This window comes from Sphingomonas morindae (assembly GCF_023822065.1).
In the GTDB taxonomy this organism is placed as follows: Bacteria; Pseudomonadota; Alphaproteobacteria; order Sphingomonadales; family Sphingomonadaceae; genus Solisphingomonas; species Solisphingomonas morindae.
The window spans coordinates 387,631-408,546 of sequence record NZ_CP084931.1 but is presented as its reverse complement, the minus strand read 5'-3'; the positions used below and the strand labels follow the sequence as shown (position 1 = coordinate 408,546).

Here is a 20,916-nt window from a genome sequence, read left to right as displayed (position 1 = left end):
CTCAGCCCCGCAGCATCCGCATCACCTGCGCGCGCAGCCGGCCATAGGTCTGCCGCAGCGGGCCGAGCACGCCATGATCGGCGGCCGGCAGATGCTCGAGCGGATGGCGGTCCGGCCGGAAGACATAATGATCGAACAGCGCGCGCCACGCCGCGCGTTCCCCCGGCGGGCGCTCGGCGATGCTGATCATCGCCAGCAGGACCGAGGCGAAGGGCGGATCGCCGCCCGCTGCGAACCCGTCCCACCAGAAATTGAGCAGCGCGTTGAACGGGGCGAGCCCTTCGACCTGATGCCACCAGAGCTTGGGCATATAGAGCGCGTCGCCCGGCTCGAGTTCGGCGACCAGCGCCTGATCCGCCACGGCGGCGAAGCGCGGATAGCGCGGATCGCCCGGCGGCGCCGAGGCGGCGAGGCTGACCGGTTGGCCCGCCATGGTGCGATCGAGCGGGCCGACATAGAGATCGCCGATCAGCTCGGGCGGGTACAGAGTGAAGCGCCGCCGCCCCGCCACCACGCAGGCGAGATTGTCCAGCATGTCGTGATGGGTGGAGACGAGCGATTCATGCCCGATCCACAGCCGCCCGCCGGTGAGCCCGGGGCGGGGCGGGACGCGCACCTGCTCGGCCAGCCCGGGCAGATAGGCGTCGATCGGCAGCGAGCCGATATAGAGGCTGGGCACGCCGGGCGTGCGTGGCGCCGCCAGTGCCGCCACCGCCTCGCGCAGCGTCATCCGCTGGCGCTCGAAATTGAAGCCGTCGAGCGTGTCGCCATAAAAATAGCGGCCCGCGATGGCGGGATCGCCGACAAAGGCCTCGACCATGCCGCCGCTGTCATAGCGGTCGACATAGGCGGCGAGCCCGTGCGGTGTTTCGGCCGCGGCCACCAGCGGCCAGTGCCGCACCAGGCCGCGCAGCACCACCGGCCGGCAGGCGGCGGCGATCGCATCGAAGCCGGCGGCGTCGAGCCCGGCGCCGTCGCGCGCCTCGATCAGCGCCGCCATGGCTCAGCCCAACCGCGCATTTTTCCGCGCGGCCACCATCGGCACGCACTTGAGCGACGCGAGCAGCAGATGGATGCGCTCGAGATCGCCCGAACGGAACAGGCTGGTGACGACAGTATCGGGGAGCGCCGAGAGGCTGTCGCGCGACACGCTGTACAGGCCCTCCAGCGTGCGCGTGCTGCCATCATCGAAGCTCAGCTCGATCTCGACCGATTCGACCAGATCATGCTCAAGCAGCGTCCTGGCGAGCGCGCGGCCACTATCCATTCCGTTATGCAACGCAACCAGAGCGGTTCGTACCGTTTGCAGATAGTCGCTATATTCGCCGGTGAAATCAAACAGGGTTTCGCCCGGTCCCGTTTCTGAAAGATACGGATTTTCCAGATCGGCGGCCAGCCCTTCGGCGGCGAGGAAAAAGGGCAGGCGCTGGAGTTGCAGCGGGCGGTAGGGCGCGGCGATCGCATCATCGCCGGCGTACAGATTTTCATCGGGATCGATGCCGAGCATCGCACCGAAATAGAAGCCGCCCGTCTCGGCATCCTTGCTAAGGAATATCGGATACCGGACCGCGACGAGCGGAAACTCGATTGGCGCGATCTGGACGAAACGATCGCGGTTTTCGCGCGCGGCGCGGCGCGCGTCGTAACGCAGCTCGCCATGGACTTTTGGATCCAGCAACTCTACCCGCGCCATGCCCGTCTTCCTCTCCTTGGCCGCCCTGTCATGCGGCCGATCTCGCCGCCGCGCCGGCGGTCCGTTGCGCGATACAATCGACTGACGACAGCCTTGTCAAAATATTTCCCCCATTTTGCTGATTGCTATTGATAGCGCTAACCGGCTCGGCTAATTCAAGAATCGCAAGCAAGACGGGAGAAGAGCTACACCGTCAAAGGGGGATGCTCGGGGTTTAGCAAGCAAAAGCAGAAGGCCGCCTCAATTTACCTCGAAAAGGGGGAGTTGAGGCTGGAGAGTATGCGCCTGCCGATAAAGTATACGCACTGCGCGATACGGGCGCGGGAGCGGTCGGTGGCGTGTGCTCGCGAGACGGCACACGGGGAGAGCCATAATGTCGCTTTACACTAAATCGAATGGAATGCGTCGTCCGGCCGGGGCGCTCGCGCGCACGGCCCTCATGGTCGGCGTGTCCGGCCTCGCGGTGATCGGCGCCGGCGCGCGCGCCCAGGCGCCGGCCAGCGATGCCGCCATCCAGGCCGCGCCGCCCACCACCACCAATGTCGCGCCCGTCGATGGCGGCGCCGCCACCGACAGCACCTCGGCCCAGGCCTCGTCCGCGCCCAAGGCGCCGGAGACCAATCCGGTCGCGGGCACGCACAACGACAATGAGGTGAATGGCGCCGGCAATGTCACCAACGGCACCGGCAGCCAGGAGATCATCGTCACCGGTCTGCGCGGATCGCTCCAGCGCAACATGGACATCAAGCGCGCCTCGCCGGGCATCGTCGATGCCATTTCGGCCGAGGATATCGGCAAATTCCCCGATTCGAACGTCGCCGCCGCGCTCCAGCGCGTGCCCGGCGTCTCGGTCAGCCGCGGCACCAGCAGCCTGGGCGGCCTGCCCGGCACGACCGGCGACGCGGTGGCCATCACCGTGCGCGGCTTCGGCCCCGCCTTCAACGAAACCCTTTATGACGGCCGCCCGATCTCGAGCGGCACCAGCAGCCGCGGCTTCGACTTCAGCACCGTCGGCGCCGATTTCGTCGGCGAACTCGACATCCTGAAGACGCCCGATGCCGGCCTCGCCGCCGGCGCCATCGGCGCCACCATCAACATCAAGTTCCCCAAGCCGTTCGATCATCCGGGCTTCCGCCTGGCGGCCTCGGCCTCGGGCTCGATCAACGATGGGGCGGGCAAGGCGGCGCCGGCTGGCGGCCTGCTGCTGAGCGACACCTTCGCCGACGACACCATCGGCGTGCTGGCGGACGTCATCTACACCCAGCACAAGACCCAGACGAACCACATCAACAACCAGGGCTGGAACGGCGCCTTCTTCGCGCCCTGCCAGCAGACCGCGACCTGCACCGACGCCCAGCTCACCGACGCGAACAAGACCATCCCGGGCTTCTACTCCCAGGATTACGGCATCTATCGCGAGGACACCAAGGACACCCGCATCGACGGGCGCATCGCGCTGCAGTGGAAGCCGTCCGAAGCGGTGCTGCTGACGATCGACGACAATTTCTCGCGCCAGAAGATCCGCGCCGACCAGTCGGGCTACAGCGTCTGGTTCAACCAGAGCAATCTGCGCGACATCACCTTCGACAAGAACGGCACCGTCACCAGCTTCACCCAGCCGGCCTCGCCGACCGACTTCCAGGGCCAGATCAACCAGCAGGTTCTCCAGAACAACCAGCTGGGCGGCAATCTGAAGTGGGACGTCAGCGATCGCGTCAGCCTGAACTTCGATGGCAGCCATGCGCGCTCCTGGCTCAATCCGGGGGGCCAGTTCAGCAGCCTCGACGTCGATGTCGGCTATGGCGGCCCGAACGCGACCTCGGTCGGCCTCACCAACATCGGCACCAACTCCATTCCGGCGCCGACCGGCTATGGCCCGGCGGGCGACTCCGCCAACTTCCTCGGCAACGGCATCATCGGCTCGCACGTCGTGCCGATCACCAGCCAGCGCAACAAGGATACGGTGGATCAGGCCAAGTTCGAGGCGGCCTATAATGGCGATGATCTGAAGATCCGGATCGGCGCGCAATATGTGCGCGATCAGTTCCAGCTCTCCAACTACGACACCTTCACCAACAATTTCTGGCAGGCTTATTCGGGCTATGGTCCGGCCAGCGGCTCGGCCACCGGCCTGGCGCTGCCGCAGAACCTCTTCACCAACAGCTTCAGCACCGCCAACTTCATCCCGGGCTTCTCGGGTGCGGGCGCGCTGCCGCCGCGGGTCCTGGTGTTCGATCCCTATGCCGTGCTGAACTACATCAAGGGCCTGGGCAATCCGCAGACGCAGAATATCCCCGGCTATAATTACGGCTCGGTCAACGGCTTCACCGGCACCTACGACTCGGTGCTGAACCCGGCGAGCTTCCAGAAGATCACCGAGCGCGTCTGGTCGGGCTATCTGACCCTGCACCAGGAGACCAAGATCGGCGACATGCCGTTCCACATCAATGCGGGTCTGCGCGAGGAAGTGACCAAGGTCACGTCCGAGGGCCTCGGCCAGCTGCCGACCGGCCTGACCGTCCAGACGGGCGATCTCACCGCCTTCCTGGTGAGCTTCACCGGCACCACGCCGGTGTCCACCACCCACACCTACAGCTATCTGCTGCCCAACCTCGATCTCGGCCTGAACGTGACCGACAAGTTGAAGCTGCGCTTCGACGCCTCGCGCACGCTCACCCGGCCGGCGCTCAACGTGCTGACGCCCGTGCTCAACGTGCCCAACACGCAGCGGGTCGGCGCGCTGGTCGCCACCGGCGGCAATCCGCGGCTCAATCCCTATCTCGCCGACAATTTCGACGTCGGCGCGGAATGGTATTACCGCCGCAACTCCTATGCCTCGGTGGACTTCTTCGTGAAGCGCGTGACCAATTTCGTGGTCGGCGGCTCCACCCGCCAGGCGATCAACGGCGTGGTCGATCCCACCACCGGCGCGGCGGCGTCCTTCACCGTCACCCAGCAGGTCAATGGCCCGTCGGCGGTGATCAAGGGCGTCGAGCTCGCGGTGCAGCATGTCTTCGCCGATACCGGCTTCGGCTTCACCGCCAACGCCACCTTCGTCGGCACCAACAAGAAGTATGATCCGTCGGACATCTCGATCAGCGGCTTCGCCGTCACGGGTCTGGCCAATTCGGCGAACTTCGTCGGCTTCTACGACAAGCATGGCTTCCAGGCGCGCGTCGCGGTCAACTGGCGCGACGAGTATCTGGACCGGTTCGGTCAGACGCAGAACAACTCGGCCTTCGGGACCGAGCCGACCTTCGTCAATGCCAGCACCCAGGTCGACTTCTCGACCAGCTATGACATCAACAAGCAGATCAGCGTCTTCTTCGAGGCTCTCAACCTCAACGATGAAACGCTGAGCACCCATGGCCGGTACAGCAACCAGCTGCTGGATGCCTTCCGCTATGGCCGCCGCTTCACGGTGGGCGCGCACTTCCGGCTCTGAGCCGGGGCGGACGGGCGGGGATCGTACTGGACGATTCCCGCCCGTTGCGGGATACTAGCTGTATAACAATAGCTTCTCGGAGAGTTTCAGCGTGAGCGCTGCGGTACGCGACGTGGTGATCGTGGGCGGGGGAACCGCCGGATGGCTGGCGGCGGGGATCATCGCCGCCCGTCACAAGGGCCGGATCGCCGCCGGCCGCTTCTCGGTCACCTTGGTGGAAAGCCCCAATGTGCCGATCATCGGCGTGGGCGAGGGCACCTGGCCCACGCTGCGCTCGACGCTGGAAAAGATGGGCGTCTCCGAGACGGAATTCTTCCGCCGCTGCGATGCCGCGTTCAAGCAGGGCGCCAAGTTCGCCAAATGGACGACGGGCGCCGCGGACGACGCCTATTACCACCCGCTGATGATGCCGCAGGGCTTCACCCAGCTCAATCTCGTGCCGCACTGGCTGGCGGGCGCGGCGGCGCCGGGATCGAGCTTCTGCGACACGGTGTGCCCGCAGGGCGTGCTGTGCGACGAGGGCCTCGCGCCCAAGACGATCGCCACGCGCGAATATGATGCGGTGGCCAACTACGCCTATCATCTCGATGCCGGCAAATTCGCCACCTTCCTGCGCGAGCATTGCACCGAAGTGCTGGGCGTGCGCCACATCCTGGCCGATGTGCGCTCGGTCGAGCAGCGCGAGGATGGCGATATCGCCGCCGTCCACACCGAACAGGCCGGCCGCATCGCGGGCGATCTCTTTGTCGACTGCACCGGCTTCAAGGCGCTGCTCCTGGGCGAGACGCTGGGCGTGCCGTTCCGCGATTGCAGCGACGTGCTGTTCTGCGACACCGCGCTCGCGGTGCAGCTGCCCTATGACACGCCGGACGATCCGATCGCCTCGCACACCATCTCCACCGCGCAGAAATCGGGCTGGATCTGGGATATCGGCCTGCCGACGCGGCGCGGGGTCGGCTATGTCTATTCCAGCCGGCACAGCGATCCGGACAGCGCCGAGGCCGAGCTGCGCGCCTATATCGGGCCCAAGCACCAGGATCTGGCGATCCGCCGCATCCCGATCCGCTCGGGCCATCGCGAGACCTTCTGGCAGCGCAACTGCGTCGCCGTCGGACTGGCGGCGGGCTTTCTCGAGCCGCTCGAAGCCTCGGCGATCGTGCTGATCGAGCTGTCCGCCAAGCTGATCGCCGAGCAGATGCCGGCGACGCGCGGCGTGATGGACATCGTCTCGCGCCGCTTCAACGAGGTGACGCGCTATCGCTGGGGCCGGATCATCGACTTCCTCAAGCTCCATTATGTGCTGACCAAGCGCACCGACACCGCCTTCTGGCGCGACAATGTCGATCCCGACACGATCCCGCCGCGCCTGCGCGATCTGCTCACCCTGTGGCGGCACCAATCGCCCTGGTTCTTCGACGAGTTCGACCGGCTGGAAGAAGTCTTTCCCGCCGCCTCCTATCAATATGTGCTCTATGGCATGGGCTTCCGCACCGAGGTCGATCCGCTCGACATGGCGGATGGCGCGCGCATCGCGGCGCGGATGGTGCGCGAGAACCAGGCGGCGACGCGCTCGATGCGGCAGCAGCTGCCGCGCAACCGCGATCTGCTGCGCAAGATCCACACGCACGGCATGCAGGCGGTATGAAGCGCGGCCATGTCGCCGCGCTGAGCGGCGCCGCGCTCCTCGCCCTGGCCGGCCAGGCGCTGGCGGCCGGCCCCGGCCTGCGGCTCGATCCCGCCGGCTATCTCGCCGAGCCCGGGCTGAACGTGATGGCGTTCAGCGACTATTATCCCGATGGCCACCAGACCGGGGTGACGATCATCCAGCATGGCGTGCGCGTCGCCGCCAATGGCGATCTGCGGCTGGAGGCGGCGCCGGGGCAATGGTCGCCGATGCCGGCGACGGGCGCGCGCCTCGTCGATCCCGCGCACAACAGCATCAGCCGCCATCTCTCCTTCCCCGATCCCGCCAAGGATCGGACCGGCTTCAACCCGATCGTCTATCCCGATCTCAAGCTCGGCTACAGCGTCACCGTCACGCCCGGCCCGGGCGACAGCGTGCATGTGCGCGTCGATCTCGATCAGCCGCTGCCGGCCCGCTATGTCGGCAAGCTCGGCTTCAACCTGGAGCTGTTCCCCGGCGATCTGTTCGGCAAGACCTGGCTGATGGACAAGACGGCCGGCGTGTTCGCGCGGCAGCCGAGCGGGCCGATGACGGCCGATCAGGGCGCCACCATCGCCGCCCCGCTCGCCACCGGGCACAGCCTGACGGTCGCGCCCGAAACGGATCTCCAGCGGCTGGGCATCACCAGCCAGACCGGCGCGCTGCGGCTGATCGATGCGCGCGGCACGGTCAATAACGGCTGGTTCGTGGTGCGCGAGCTGGTCCCCGCCGGTGCCACCAAGAACGCGATCGAATGGACGATCACGCCCCATGTCGTGCCCGGCTGGACATCGCCGCCGGTGCTCCAGGTGTCGCAGGTCGGCTATGCGCCGGACCAGCCCAAGACGCTGGTGATCGAGCAGGACGCCGCCGATACCCGGTTCGATCCCGTGCAGCTGCTGCGGATCACCGCCGACGGCCCGCAGCCGGTGGAGAGCGGCGCGCCTGCGGCCTGGGGCCGCTTCCTGCGCTACGGCTATGCCACCTGGGATTTCTCCAGCGTGCGCGAGCCCGGCCTCTACCGCATCCGCTATCGCGGCGCGCTGTCCGAGCCGTTCCGGATCGGCGCGGATATCTATGATCGCGGCGTGTGGCAGCCGACGCTGGACTATTTCCTGCCGATCCAGATGTGCCACATGCGGGTGGAGGAGAAATACCGGGTCTGGCACGGGCTCGACCATGTCGACGATGCGCTGATGGCGCCGGTGAACCTCAACCATTTCGATGGCTATGCGCAGGGGCCGAGCACGCTCACTCGGTTCAAGCCGCTCGATCATGTGCCGGGGCTGGATGCCGGCGGCTGGCACGATGCCGGCGATTATGATCTGCGCATCGAATCGCAGATGGGCACGGTGTGGCTGCTGGCGAAGATGATCGAGGAATTCGGCCTCGATTATGACGCGACCACGATCGACGAGACGCACAAGCGCGTGCTGATCCACCAGCCCGACGGCCGCAACGATGCCGTGCAGCAGATCGAGCATGGCCTGCTCTCGGTGCTGGGCGGCTACCATGCCATGGGCCGGCTCTATCGCGGCATCCAGGATGCCACGCTCGCGCAATATACGCTGCTCGGCGAGGCCGCCAACGCGACCGACAATATCGTCGGCAAGCCGGTGCCGGGGCTGGGCACGCTCAACAATGGCGTGGCGATCCGCGCCGACGACCGGCTCGTCTTCACCGAGGACAATCCCGCGCGCGAGCTGACCGTCGCGGCGCAGCTCGCCACGGTGGCGCGGGTGCTGCGCGCATCGAGCCCCGCCGTGGCGGCCGATGCGCTCGCCACGGCGCGCACGCTGTTCGATCGCGCGATCGACCGGACGGACGAGATCGGCCCGCGCGTCTTCGCGCTCGCCGAACTCGCCGCCACCACGGGCGAAAAGCCCTATCTCCAGCGGCTGGTGGCGCTCAAGCCGCGTATCGTCAACGCGATCGCGGACACGGGCTGGATGCTCGCCCCGGTCTTCTCCCGGATCGACGATGCCGGCTTCCGCGCCGATGTGACCGCCGCCGTCGCCACCTATGAGGCGGGGCTGGACAAGGCCGCGCGAGCGGACAGCCCTTATGGCGTCCCCTACAAGCCCGATATCTGGGGCGCGGGCTGGACGATCCAGGAATTCGGCGTGCAGCAATGGCTGCTGCACAAGGCCTGGCCGCAGCTGGTGCCCACCAGCCGCTTCGTGCGTGCGCTGGATTTCGTGCTGGGCGTGCATCCCGGCAGCAACACCGCCGCCTTCGCCAGCGGGGTCGGCGCGCGCTCGGTGACGACCGCCTATGGCTTCAACCGGGCCGATTGGAGCTATGTGCCCGGCGGCGTGGTGTCCGGCACCGCGCTGATCCGGCCGGATCTCCCCGAGCTCAAGGTCTGGCCCTATTTCTGGCAACAGACCGAATATGTGCTGGGCGGCGGCGAGACCAACTATATGTTCCTGGTGCTGGCCGCGCGGCAGCTCTACGCGCACAAGCCGTCAGGATAGGGCGCGCGTCGCCTCGGCCGGGCAGTTCACCGGCGCCGCCGGCGGCGCGCCCGCATCGCCGCGCAGCCGCAGCTTCTTGAGGAAGAAGCCGACGCGATCGAGCAGTCCGGTCTTCTTAGCGCCCTCGGCCCGGGGCGGGCGGATATCGAGATGCGGCTGCGACAGCGTGCCCGTCAGCCGCACGGGCGCGGTGGAGAGCAGCAGCCCCGGCCGCACCGGGCGACCCTGGACGCGCAGCGCGAGCGTTTCCGGCCCGAGCCGGATCGTGCCCGCGCCATCGCCGCGCGACACGCCGGTGGCGACGAGCAGCGGCTGCGCGGTCATCAGCCCGGCCCGGATCGGAAACCGGCCGACCAGACAGGGCAGCGCCGCCGCCGCGCCGCCGCCGCCGATCGCCGCGCCCAACCCCTTCAGAACATCGCCGCCGAGAAAGGTCGCATAGGCGCGATCGATCTGGCCCTGTTCCACCGCGAAGCCGAACAGGCCGGTGCCGCGCGCCAGCGCCGCCCGCACCGTCTCGCCGGTGCCATTCACCCGCAGCACCGCGCGCAGCGGACCGCGCACCGCCTGCTGGTGCGGCAGCATATCCTCGACCCGGCCGCCCGCGAGCCGGAGCGCGAGCGCGAGCCTGGGTGACGGCCCGCGATGGTCGACCAGCGCCCGCCCGGTGATGCCGCCGTGCGGCAGGCCGATCGCGAGCGGCGCCAGCGTCAGCCGCCGATCGTCGAGCGTGGCGGTGGCGGCGAGGCTGCGGAACGGGCTGTCGGGCGCCCCCAGAAGGCGGTGCGCGCGCACCCGCAGCACGCCATCGAAATGCAGCCGGGCGAGAACAATGCGCGTATCGGGCACGACGCGCGGGCCGATCCGCGCCTGCTCGGCGGCGCCGCGCGCGCGTTGCGCGTCCGAGGCGAAATCGTCGAAATCGAGCGTGGTGGCGGTGACTTCGCCCTCCAGCCGGGTCCGGCCCTGGGGGCGGGTGACGCGCAGCGCCGCCTCGAGCGCGGTGCGGCCCAGCCGCGCCTCCAGATGCGCGATGCGCCACGCCGGTGCGTCATGCCGCAGCCGCGCGGTGAGCCGCACCGGCTGCGTGTGGAACAGGCCGATCTCGAATATATCGTCGATCGCGTGCAGGTCCGGGCCGGCGGCGGCGAGCCGCGCGTCGAAATGGCCGGTATCGAGCGGATGATCGAGGCGCAGCGCCGCATCGATCGTGGCGCGCGACGAGCGCAGCGCGATCCGGGCCGGCCAGGGCGCGTTTCCGCCATCGAGCGGCGCGGCGCGGAGCGCGAGACCTAGCGGCGCGCCGCGCAGCGTGCCGCGGCCGCGCACCGCGACGCCCGTCGCATCCGCCGAGACGCGGGCGAGCAGGACGAGGCCGCGCCGCGCATCGTCGAGCCGAACGCGCATCGCGCGTACCGTCACGCGGCCGATGGCGGGCGCGCCGCCTCCGCCGCCCGCCTTGCCCGGCCGCCGCCAATTGGTCCGGCCCTGCGCATCGCGCACCAGATGCACCCGCACGCCGTCCAGCTCGAGCGCGCGGGGGCGGACCTGGCCGATCAGCAGCGGTAGCGCCGCCACGCGCAGCGTCGCATGGTCGATCACCGCCAGCGGCGCGCGGCCGTCGCCCTCGGCCTGGCCGATGCGCACATTGGTGAAGGCGATGCTGGGCGTGAGCGACAGCCAGTCGATCCGGCGCGCGCCGCCAATCTCCACCGATCGGCCGAGCACCGCCGCCAGCGGCCGGTCGGCATGGCGCGCGACCAGCCCCCAGGGCAGCGCCGCCACGAGCAGCAGCACCAGCGCGACGAGCAGCGCGGCCGCCGCCAGCCAGCGGCCCCACCGTCCGCCCGTTTCAACCGCCCGCCACATGCTGGTGCCTCCCCTGTGGCGGCACTAACATTTATCAGGCGCTTGGGCTCCCTCGCGCACGGGGCGGCGCCGCGATCAGCGCGTCGACGGGCGCAGGCTGGCGGGCAGCTGATCGATCGGGCAATAACGGTACGTCGTCGCGGGCCCGCGCGTGCGGATCGAAACGGTCAGCGCATCGGGCACCGTCACCTCCTGCCGCTCGACGAAGCGCGCGCCGGGCCCCGTGCCGGTATCGAGGCAGGTCTGCGCCACGGTGAAGCGCTGGCCGTGGCGCGCGAGAATGCGCACGCGGCACGCATGGCTGTGCGGCGTCGACAGGCCGCGCCCGTCATAGCTGCGGATCGCAGCATTGGGCGGATCGCTGCACGGCGTCCCCTGCGCGACATAGAGGCCGGGCTTGAGCCGGTAGACGCCGCCCGGCGGCGGCGTGGTGTCGACGCTGGCGGTGGCGGCGGTGGCGACCAGTCCGGCCAGCGCGGCAATCGGGACGAAACGCATGACGATACTCCTGACACTCCTGCCCCCGCCTAGCCCGCGCCGGATGAACGGGAGCGAAGCAGGCCCGTCGCGCGCCGCGCGCGGTCGCGCCGCAATGGCTGATAATCCTGTTGTGCAACGCATTTTCTCCCGTACCATCAAGCGGCTGTGTCGTAGCTGCGCGTGGGAGAGGACGGGATGAAAGCCGGTCGCACGATCCTGGTCGCGCTCGCCTCGGCGCTGGCGCTGGCCCCTGCGCGCGCGGCGCCGCCATCGCCGCCGCCGCCGAAGCAGGAACCCGCCGAGATCATCGTGCAGGCGCATCGCCTGACGGCGGGCGAGATCGACCATGCGGTGCGCGCGCTATCGCGGCCGACCGAGACGGGTGGGTTCGAAAGCCAATATGCGCGCTGGGCGGGCGATATCTGCGTGCTGGTGGCGGGCCTGCCCAAGGATGCGGCGCAGTTCGTCGCCGATCGCATCGGCGTGATCGCGCGCGGGCTGGCGCTGCGCGTCGGGGGGCCGGGCTGCGCGCCCTCCATCTTCATCCTCGCCTCCAACGATCCGACCAAGCTGATCGACCGATTGCGGATCAAGCGTCAGGGGCTGGTCTCGGCCGATGATCGCGCGGTGCTCGATCAGGTGCGCCGCAGCCACGATGCGGTGCGGTGGATCGGCCTCTCCGATTTCACCGGCCAGTTCGGCACTCCGGTCTCGGACAGCGGCATGGGCTCGGGCGGGCACGGCATCACCCAGACGGCGCGGTTCGATGGCGGCTCGCGGCTCATCGCCAGCACGCAGACACGGCTGATCCGCGAGACCATCCTCGTCGACACGCGCCGGCTCGACGGCATCCAATATCAGCAACTCGCCGATTATCTCGCGCTGGTGTCGCTCGCCCAGCTCAGCCCGGACGGCGCGCCGCAGGGCGTTCCTTCGATCCTGTCGCTCTTCACCCGGCAACCCGCGCCGGAGGGGCTCACGGCGTTCGACCGCGCCTATCTGAACGGCCTGTACCGCAGCGACGCGAACGCGACGGGCACGGGCCAGATGGACTATATCGCGGCGCAGGTGCGGCGCGCGATCACCGCTCCGGCGGCCGCCCCGACGCCCGCCGCGTCCCAGGCCAGCCCGCCGCCGCGCTGAGCCGCGGGCGCAGCCGCCCGCCACCGGCGCCACCCGGCCTCGCCGTGCGGCGAGCGTGCATAACGCCAAGAAACGGACACGGAAGAACCCCGAGGCCGGCGGGAGGAGAGGGTCCGTGTCCGGCTGCCGACTGCCGATCCCGCAGACTTGTTGGACAATTCGGAGGCCGAAACGCGGGGGCTTCGCTGCGGGCGGGTGCGGCCGGCTCGCGCCCGACTTGTGCGCCGGGCCGGGCTGATTTGGATCGGCTTTCCGTGACCGAACGCAAGGCGATCCGGCGGCGGCGCGGATCTGCAAGGCAAGGCTACAAAGCCGTTGCAAGCCGCGCGAAGCGGCGATATTCAATTGTACGAGTTTTGAAAGCACGGGATTGAACCCGTCGCGCACAGGGGAGGTTCTCGCATGAAGCGCCATGCTCTCGCGGCCGTGTCCGCGCTTGCCATCGCCGTCGCCACGCCCGCTCTCGCCCAGCAGGATCCGAACGCCAGCGTCGCCGGCGCGCCGGGCGCGACCCAGCTGACCACGCCCGCGCGGCAGCAAAGCCCGGCGGACAGCGCCGCGCCGGTGCCGGGCGCCGCCGCGCCGCTCGACAGCCAGGTTGCGGCCGATCCCGCCGCCGGCAGCAACGAGATCATCGTCACCGGCCTGCGCGCCAGCCTTTCCTCGGCCGCGACGATCAAGCGCCAGGCGCCGCAGATCGTCGACTCGATTGTCGCCGAGGATATCGGCAAGCTGCCCGACAACACCGTGTCCGACGCGCTCCAGCGCGTGACGGGCGTGCAGATCATCCGCGGCGGCGGCGAGGCGACGGCGGTGCTGGTGCGCGGCCTGCCCAACGCCGCCACGCTCCTCAACGGACGCGAGGCCTTTACCGGCGCGGCGCGCGGCATCGCGCTTCAGGACATTCCCGCCGAGCTGATCGCCGGCGTCGACGTGTACAAGACGGCGACGCCCGACATCGTCGAGGGCGGCGTCGTCGGCGTGATCGATGTGCGGCTGCGGCGCCCGTTCGATTTCAACGGCCTGCAGATCGCGGGCGGCGGCCGCGCGGTCTATTCCGATCAGTCCAAAAAGTGGAGCGGGCTGGCCAATGCGCTGGTGAGCGACCGCTGGCAGACCGGGCTGGGCGAATTCGGCGCGCTCGCCGGCTTCTCCTTCAATCGGCGCATCTACCGCGACGACACGGCGTTCGACTTCATCTCCAACTGCGTGACCGGACCGACCGGCGCCTGCCTCACCACGCCGCCCTTCGGCAACAGCGCGGGGCAGGGCATCGGCATTCCCGATACGGTGGGCGGCCTCTACACGGTGGGGCAGCGGCAGCGGCTCGCCTTCAACGGATCGCTCCAGTGGAAGCCGGCGGACAATCTCGAATTCTATGCCGACGGCCTCTATACGCAATATAAGAACCGGATCGACACGAACTTCTTCGTGGGCCTGCCCAAGACGGGCGTGGTGACCAACGTCACCACCTATGATGCCTATCCGGCCCTGGCCAACGGCGTGACGGAAACCAACGCCTATACCCTGTCCAGCATGCAGGCCTACCAGAACAAGACGACGACGATCCAGGGCGATGTGGGCGCCAAGTGGAACCCCGGCGAGCATGACGTGATCACCGCCGAGATCGTGTACAACCACAGCAAGCTGCCGAACCGCAACCTGATCGTCGACACCTCGTTCAACGCGCCGACGGCAAGCTACAATTTCGACAATAACGGTACGCCGCTGATCAACATCGGCGGGGTCGATCTTACCAATCCCGCCAACTTCACGCTGCGCACGCTGTTCGACAACCACTCGCTCGAAACCAGCCGGCAATGGGCCTATCGCGCCGATGTGACGCACAGCTTCGATGGCGGCCTGCTCTCCAACTTCAAGTTCGGCGTGCGCTATACCGATCGCCGCGCGGAATCGCAGGCGACGGTGTCCACCCCGATCGGCATCACCAATCCGGTGCTGCTCAGCAGCGTGGACGGGCTCGCCACGCTGTCGCCGGGCGATCTCGTCCAGGGCCGAGCGGGCATCGACCGCTTCGCTCTGTCCGACGCGGATTATCTGCTGAGCCACGCCGATCAGATCCGCGGCATCTTCTCGCAGCCGGCGGGGGACCGGCCGTTCGATCCCAATCTCGCCTTTTTCGACAGCGAGAAGACCTATGCCTTCTACGGCCAGGCCGGCTATCGCTTCGATATCGGCGGCATCGCGGTGGATGGCGTGGCGGGCGTGCGTGTCGTCAACACCGTCGAGGATCTCGAGGGCAATGGCGTGTCCAGCCGGGAGAATTATCTGAACGCGCTGCCGAGCGCGACGCTGCGCGCCAAGCTCACCGGCAAGCTCCAGTTCCGCCTCGCCTATGCCAAGACGCTGACGCGGCCGAACTTCTCCGATCTCAACCCGCTGGTCGGCTATGCCAGCAACGGCGTCACGGGCGGCACCGGCACCGCCTATACCGGATCGGGCGGCAATCCCGGCCTGGGCCCGATCAAAGCGGACAATTACGACGCCTCGCTGGAATGGTATCTCACCCCCACCACCAGCCTGACGGCGGCGGGATTCTACAAGACGATCAAGGGCTATATTCAGGTCTATTCGGCGATCGAGCCCTATCAGGGGCAGACCGCGCTGGTCAGCCGTCCGCGCGGCGTGGACGGCACGCTGAAAGGGCTCGAACTCGCCTATCAGCAATTCTTCGATTTCCTGCCGGGGCCGCTGAGCGGGCTGGGCGCGCAGCTGAACGGCACCTACATCATCGGCCGCAACGACGATCCCATCAACGGCGGCAAGCAGCGGCTCGTCAACGTGTCCAAATATTCGTACAATGCGGTGGCGATCTACGAGAAATACGGCGTCTCGGCGCGACTGGCCTGGAATTGGCGGTCGAGCTTCGCGGCGGCCTATAATTCGGGCGGTCTCCAGGCGGGCAGCGTGGTCGCACGGCCGACCGGACAGCTCGATCTGTCGGTCAACTATGCCATCACCCCCTTCGCCACCATCACCTTCGACGCCACCAACCTGACGGACCGCGTCTATCACGACGAGTTCAAGGGGCTGAACAGCGCCACCGGCGTCTATTCCACCACGCCGCGCGACACGCGCACCTATGACCGGACCTTCGAGTTCGGCGCGCGGTTCAAGTTCTGATCGTGGCGGGCGCGATCCGCAGGGGCGCGGGGCTGGCGGCGTTGCTCGCGGCGGCGGCGGCGCCCGCGCTTGCCGGGCCCGCCGAGAGCGGCCCGATCAACAGCGTGCTCAGCGGCGCGATCGCGCCCGTTCACGATCCCGTGCTGGTGCGCGAGGGCTCCACTTATTATGTGTTCGGCACCGGCCTGGGCGGCGCCGGCGGGCAGATCCTGTCGGGCCGGCGCTCGCCCGATCTGCGCCGCTGGACGGTAGCGCCGCCGGCGGTCACGCTGCCCGGCTGGGCGGTGCGCGCCATTCCCGACGCCAAGAGCATGTGGGCGCCCGACCTCTCCTTCTGGAATGGCCGCTGGCACCTCTATTATGCCGTTTCGAGCTTCGGTTCGAACCGCTCCGCGATCGGTCTGATGACCAGCCCCACGCTCGATCCCGCCAAGCCCGGCTATGGCTGGCGCGACGAGGGGCTGGCGGTGCAATCCACCCCGGCGGACGATTTCAACGCCATCGATCCCGCGCATATCGAGGACGCTTCGGGACGCCACTGGCTGGCGCTCGGCAGTTTCTGGTCGGGCATCAAGCTGTTCGCGCTCGATGGTCAGACCGGCAAGCCGCGCGATCCGGCCGCGCCGCCGATCGCGCTGGCGCGGCGTCCGGTGCCGGCGGGCGCGCCCGATCCGATCGAGGCGCCGTTCCTGATCCGGCATGGCGACTATTATTATCTGTTCGCCTCCTATGATTATTGCTGCAAGGGCGTGAACAGCACCTATTACACCGTGGTCGGCCGCGCGCGCCTTGTGACCGGGCCCTATCTCGGCAAGGATGGCAGCCGCATGCTGGAGGGCGGAGGCACCGTGATACTGCGCGGCGATTTGCGCGAGCAGCAGCGCTTCCGCGGGCCGGGGCATAACGGCTTTCTGCACGATGCCGATGGCCGCGACTATCTGGTCTACCACGCCTATGACAAGGCGGCGCACGGGGCGCCGACGCTGCGCATCTCGCCGGTGCGCTGGACCGCCGATGGCTGGCCCGAGGCGGTGGATTAATGGCGGGCGGCGCCATGCGCATCGATCGTCGCGCCATGCTGGCGGCGGCCGCCGCGCTGCCCGCCGCCGTCCGCGCGGGCGCCCCGGCGCCGGGCGCGGCGCTCGCCCCCACCCCGCCGATGGGTTGGAACAGCTGGAACAGCTTCGGCACCACCATCACCGAGGCGCAGGCGCGCGAGACCGCCGCGATCATGCGCGCCAAGCTGCTGCCGTTCGGCTATTCGATCTTCACCATCGACATCCAGTGGTACGAGCCCGAAGCCTCGAGCTACGCCTATACGCCCAATCCCGTGCCGGCGATGGACGGCTTTGGCCGGCTGCTGCCCGCGCCCAACCGCTTTCCATCTAGCGCCGGCGGCAAGGGCTTCGCGCCGCTGGCGGCCGATATCCACGCCATGGGGATGCGCTTCGGCATTCATCTGATGCGCGGCATTCCCCGGCTGGCGGTGAAGCGCAACCTGCCGGTGCTGGGCACGCCCTATCGCGCCGCCGACATCGCCGACACCGACAGCCGCTGTCCGTGGAACCCGGACATGTTCGGCGTGGACATGCGCAAGCCCGGTGCCCAGGCCTATTATGACAGCGTCTTCGCGCTCTATGCCGGCTGGGGCGTGGATTTCGTCAAGATGGACGATATGAGCCGCCCCTATGATGCGCACGCGCCCGAGATCGAGGCGGCGCACAAGGCGATCCGCGCCTCGGGCCGGCCGATCACGCTCAGCCTCTCGCCGGGCGAGACGCCGGTGCTGCGGGGCGATCATGTCCGCCGGTTCGCGCAGATGTGGCGGATCAGCGACGATTTCTGGGACGAATGGCCGATGCTCGAGGCGCAGTTCACGCGGCTCGAAAATTGGACGCCGTGGCGCGCGCCCGGCGCCTGGCCCGATGCGGACATGCTGCCGCTCGGTCGGCTCGCGCTCGGCGCGCGCGACAGCCGCTTCACGCCCGACGAGCAGAAGACGCTGATGAGCCTGTGGGCGATCACCCGCTCGCCGCTGATCATGGGCGGCGATCTGCGCCATCTCGACGCCGCGACGCTGGCCCTGCTCACCAACCGCGCGGTGCTCGCGGTCAACCAGGCGAGCAGCGACAACCGGCCCCATTTCGTGGAGGACGAGACGCGCATCTGGTCCGCCCGGCCCGACGCGGGGAGCGGCCGCTATGTCGGCCTGTTCAACACCGGCAAGACGGCGCGCACCGTCGGGCTTCCGCTCGCCGCGCTCGGACTGGACGGGCCGCAGCCGGTCCGCGATCTGTGGAGCGGCGCCATGCTGCCGCCCGCCGCCGGGCGGCTGGAGGCGCACCTCCCGCCGCACGGCGCCGGCCTGTACCGGCTCGGCTGAGCCGGCTCAGGCGGCCAGCGCCAGCCGCGGCTTGGAGAGCAGGGCGAGCAGCGAGATGCCGTTGAAGAACCACAGCTTCTCGACATTGAAGCCGCTATATTTCCGGACCGAGTTGGCGAAGGTGTAGGGCGTGTACCAGACATTATGGTCGGGATGCACCACCTCGACAAAGGTCTTGCTGTCGGAAAGATAATCGAAGTGGCGATTGCCGCACTGGAAGGCGTCCGGCACGGTGAGGAAGAAAAGCTCCGCGTCGATCGCCTCGAGCTGGCCGAGAAAGGTCGGCACATCGGGCACATGCTCCATCACTTCGGGCACGAGCACGACATCGTAGCGGTCCGCGATCTGCTCGATCCGTGAGAAGAGGCGCCCCTTGGTGAGCGGGGCGAGCTGCGCCAGCGCCTCCTCATGCACGTCGAATCCGTCGAGCAGCGCGCAATGCGGCTCCAGCGCGAGGTGCAGCGAGGTCGCCGGATCGGTGATCGGCCAGTCCGCGCACCCGATATGGAGCACGCGCTTGCCCGCGCAGATCTGGCGGAAGACCTCCACGCGATTGACCCGGGCGAGGCTGTCATCCACTTCGACGCGCTGGACGAAATAGGGGGCATGCGCGGCCTCGAGCGGGGAGGCGCGGGGCGCCGGCGCCGGCGCCGCCACCGCCTCGGCCACGGTTTCCGCCGGCGCGGCGTCGGGCGACGTCGCCACGGGCGCGGCCTCGGCCGGCGCGGAAACCGGCGCGACGGCGCCGAGATCATGCTGGTGGATCACGTCATAGGCGCGCCGGGTCGAACCCCAGAGCTGATGCGCATAGACGGGATCGCTTCCTTCATAGGCGATGCCGGTGAAATGCTCGGGGATGAAATAATGGCTCGGATAGATGCGCAGCGGCGTGTAGCGATGCGTGCGATAGGCATCGGTGAGCCGCTGCGGGCCGACCGTTTTCCACGCCATGTCGTGGACCACGCTCGGCGCGGCGGCGATATCCTCGATGATCTGCGCGACAAAGGGATTGCCGGGTTCGCAGCCGAAATAGCCGGCGGCGATCAGCCCCGGCCGCGCGATCTCGCTTTCCCAGCAGGCGAAGGCGGGGCAATCGAGCAGTGCGGGATCGAGCGGGCGCAGGCAGATGCTGTCCGCATCCAGCACGATGCCGCCATGGGCGTGGAGGATCTCCCAGCGCATCATGTCGGCGACGCCGTTCAGCTCGCGCGGCGCCATGGCGGCCATGTGCGCCCGGTTCACCCACGGGTCTCCCGCCAATTCCTCATTGCCCCACAACCGGATATCCCAGTCGCGGTGCTGCCGCACCCAGGTCTGGATGCAATTGTCCGGACGCTTGCTCTCGTCGCCCACCCAGATGAAGTGCAGGATCTTGGGAATCATCGGTCAACCTCCCGTGGCCCGCATCGCGCGCGGACGCGGATCGGCGCGTGCGGCAGGTGGCGCCTTTGTAGGAAAAGAAAGTAAACCGATGGTTTAGCATAAAGCCGGCCTGGCTTTGCGCAAACGCCTCGCCGCCGGCACGGGCTGCGGCCGATGCGCCGGTTCCACACAGGCGCGGGGCACCTGCCTAGCAGCAGCTTTCAAAAGATCCGGTCGCAATCAAGTACCTATGAAGAATGGATCGTCCGGCGACTGTATTCCTGCCATCATGGCGAGAAACCGATTCCGCCGCCTCGGCACGACTTGTTTCAGTCCGCCACTTCTCTACTATCGGCACGACACACGGACGCGACTCGATACGCCGGGCAGGCATGCGAATGCCTGGCAACGGTCCCCTCCGCCTGTCGCCACAGCACAGCAAAGGGGAGGTGAGATGGACAGGTTCACCGGACACGGAACGCCGCTCGGCCAGGCCGCGCTGGACGAGGCCTGCGCGACGATCGGCGCCACGCCGGCCAGCCTTTGGGCACTGCTCGCGGTGGAGACGGCGGGTGCCGGCTTCCAGCCCGATCGGCGGCCCAAAATCCTGTTCGAGCGGCATATTTTCCACCGCCTCACCGGCGGGCGCTTCGATGCCCATGATCCGGACGTCAGCGCGCCCACGGCGGGCGGCTATGGCGCGGGCGGCGCGCACCAATATGTGCGGCTGCAGGCGGCGCTCCAGCTTGACGAGGACGCGGCCTTGGCCAGCGCCTCCTGGGGGCTGGGCCAGATCCTCGGCCTCAACCATGCCAAGGCGGGCTTCGAGTCCGCCGCCGCGATGGTGGAGGCGTTCGTCGCCAGCGAGGATGCGCAGCTCGCCGGCATGGCGCGCTTCATCGCCGCGAGCGGGCTGCGCGCGGCCGTCACCGCCAAGCGCTGGGCCGATTATGCCCGCATCTACAATGGCGCCGATTATGCGCGGAACCGCTATGACGAGCGGCTGCAACTCGCCTGCGCCCAGTTCGAGGCGCGCGGCTGTCCGGATGTGGTGTTGCGCGCGGCGCAGCTCTGGCTCAGCTATCGCGGTGCCGAGACGGGCGGGATCGACGGCATCAAGGGCCGCCTGACCATCTCCGCGCTCAAGGCCTTCCAGAAATCGGCGGGCCTGCCGCAGACCGGCGCGCCCGATGCGGCGACGCTGGCGGCGCTGTCGGGCGAGGCCGCGCCGCTCGCCGCCGCCGCCTGATCCGCGCG

Annotated in this window: 13 protein-coding genes; 8 read left to right on the top strand and 5 right to left on the bottom strand. The window is 68.5% G+C overall.

Going from position 1 to position 20,916, the window contains the following annotated elements; genetic code table 11:
• Position 1: 1 nt before the first annotated feature.
• Positions 2-1,000: a cupin-like domain-containing protein gene (locus tag LHA26_RS18515; RefSeq protein WP_252168565.1), complete on the bottom strand. Its 999-nt coding sequence runs from the start codon at positions 998-1,000 to the stop codon at positions 2-4.
• A gap of 3 nt (positions 1,001-1,003) precedes the next feature.
• A complete protein-coding gene (locus tag LHA26_RS18510) occupies positions 1,004-1,693 on the bottom strand; it encodes a SapC family protein (protein WP_252168564.1) in 690 nt (229 codons plus the stop codon).
• 400 nt (positions 1,694-2,093) lie between these two features.
• On the opposite strand from LHA26_RS18510, the gene LHA26_RS18505 reads away from it, so the two are divergent.
• The 3 genes from LHA26_RS18505 (at position 2,094) to LHA26_RS18495 (ending at position 9,278) form a co-directional block, all read left to right on the top strand.
• Positions 2,094-5,138 carry a TonB-dependent receptor gene (locus LHA26_RS18505; RefSeq protein ID WP_252168563.1) on the top strand — a complete coding sequence of 1,015 codons (3,045 nt, stop codon included), beginning with the start codon at positions 2,094-2,096 and terminating at the stop codon, positions 5,136-5,138.
• 91 nt (positions 5,139-5,229) lie between these two features.
• Positions 5,230-6,783, top strand: coding sequence for a tryptophan halogenase family protein (locus tag LHA26_RS18500; RefSeq protein WP_252168562.1), 1,554 nt, complete (start codon positions 5,230-5,232; stop codon positions 6,781-6,783).
• Complete coding sequence (locus LHA26_RS18495; RefSeq protein WP_252168561.1) at positions 6,780-9,278, top strand: glycoside hydrolase family 9 protein; 2,499 nt, start codon at positions 6,780-6,782, stop codon at positions 9,276-9,278. Before LHA26_RS18500 ends, LHA26_RS18495 begins: the two co-directional genes overlap by 4 nt.
• Here the strand turns inward: LHA26_RS18495 and LHA26_RS18490 are convergent.
• Together LHA26_RS18490 and LHA26_RS18485 are read right to left on the bottom strand one after the other, a co-directional pair.
• Entirely contained in the window at positions 9,270-11,147 is a 1,878-nt protein-coding gene (locus tag LHA26_RS18490; RefSeq protein ID WP_252168560.1) for an AsmA family protein, read from the bottom strand. The two genes, LHA26_RS18495 and LHA26_RS18490, sit on opposite strands and share 9 nt — an antisense overlap.
• A gap of 75 nt (positions 11,148-11,222) precedes the next feature.
• The gene (locus LHA26_RS18485; protein ID WP_252168559.1) at positions 11,223-11,645 is read right to left on the bottom strand and encodes a hypothetical protein; all 423 of its coding nucleotides are present in this window, start codon (positions 11,643-11,645) and stop codon (positions 11,223-11,225) included.
• A 177-nt stretch (positions 11,646-11,822) separates the two neighbouring features.
• Here LHA26_RS18485 and LHA26_RS18480 point away from each other — a divergent pair, with 177 nt between their 5' ends.
• The 4 genes from LHA26_RS18480 to LHA26_RS18465 all read left to right on the top strand — a co-directional run bounded on the left by LHA26_RS18480 (position 11,823) and on the right by LHA26_RS18465 (position 18,297).
• Entirely contained in the window at positions 11,823-12,770 is a 948-nt protein-coding gene (locus tag LHA26_RS18480) for a hypothetical protein (protein WP_252168558.1), read from the top strand.
• A gap of 402 nt (positions 12,771-13,172) precedes the next feature.
• A complete protein-coding gene (locus LHA26_RS18475) occupies positions 13,173-15,914 on the top strand; it encodes a TonB-dependent receptor (RefSeq protein ID WP_252168557.1) in 2,742 nt (913 codons plus the stop codon).
• Between the two features lie 2 nt (positions 15,915-15,916).
• Positions 15,917-16,954: an arabinan endo-1,5-alpha-L-arabinosidase gene (locus LHA26_RS18470; protein WP_252168556.1), complete on the top strand. Its 1,038-nt coding sequence runs from the start codon at positions 15,917-15,919 to the stop codon at positions 16,952-16,954.
• A 14-nt stretch (positions 16,955-16,968) separates the two neighbouring features.
• Positions 16,969-18,297 (top strand): glycoside hydrolase family 27 protein, encoded by a 1,329-nt coding sequence (locus LHA26_RS18465; RefSeq protein WP_252168555.1) that lies wholly within the window; start codon positions 16,969-16,971, stop codon positions 18,295-18,297.
• A 6-nt stretch (positions 18,298-18,303) separates the two neighbouring features.
• Here the strand turns inward: LHA26_RS18465 and LHA26_RS18460 are convergent, their stop codons facing one another.
• Positions 18,304-19,680, bottom strand: coding sequence for a glycosyltransferase (locus LHA26_RS18460; protein WP_252168554.1), 1,377 nt, complete (start codon positions 19,678-19,680; stop codon positions 18,304-18,306).
• Positions 19,681-20,113: 433 nt separating this feature from the next.
• On the opposite strand from LHA26_RS18460, the gene LHA26_RS18455 reads away from it, so the two are divergent.
• Complete coding sequence (locus tag LHA26_RS18455) at positions 20,114-20,908, top strand: N-acetylmuramidase domain-containing protein (RefSeq protein ID WP_252168553.1); 795 nt, start codon at positions 20,114-20,116, stop codon at positions 20,906-20,908.
• The last annotated feature ends 8 nt before the right edge of the window (positions 20,909-20,916 follow it).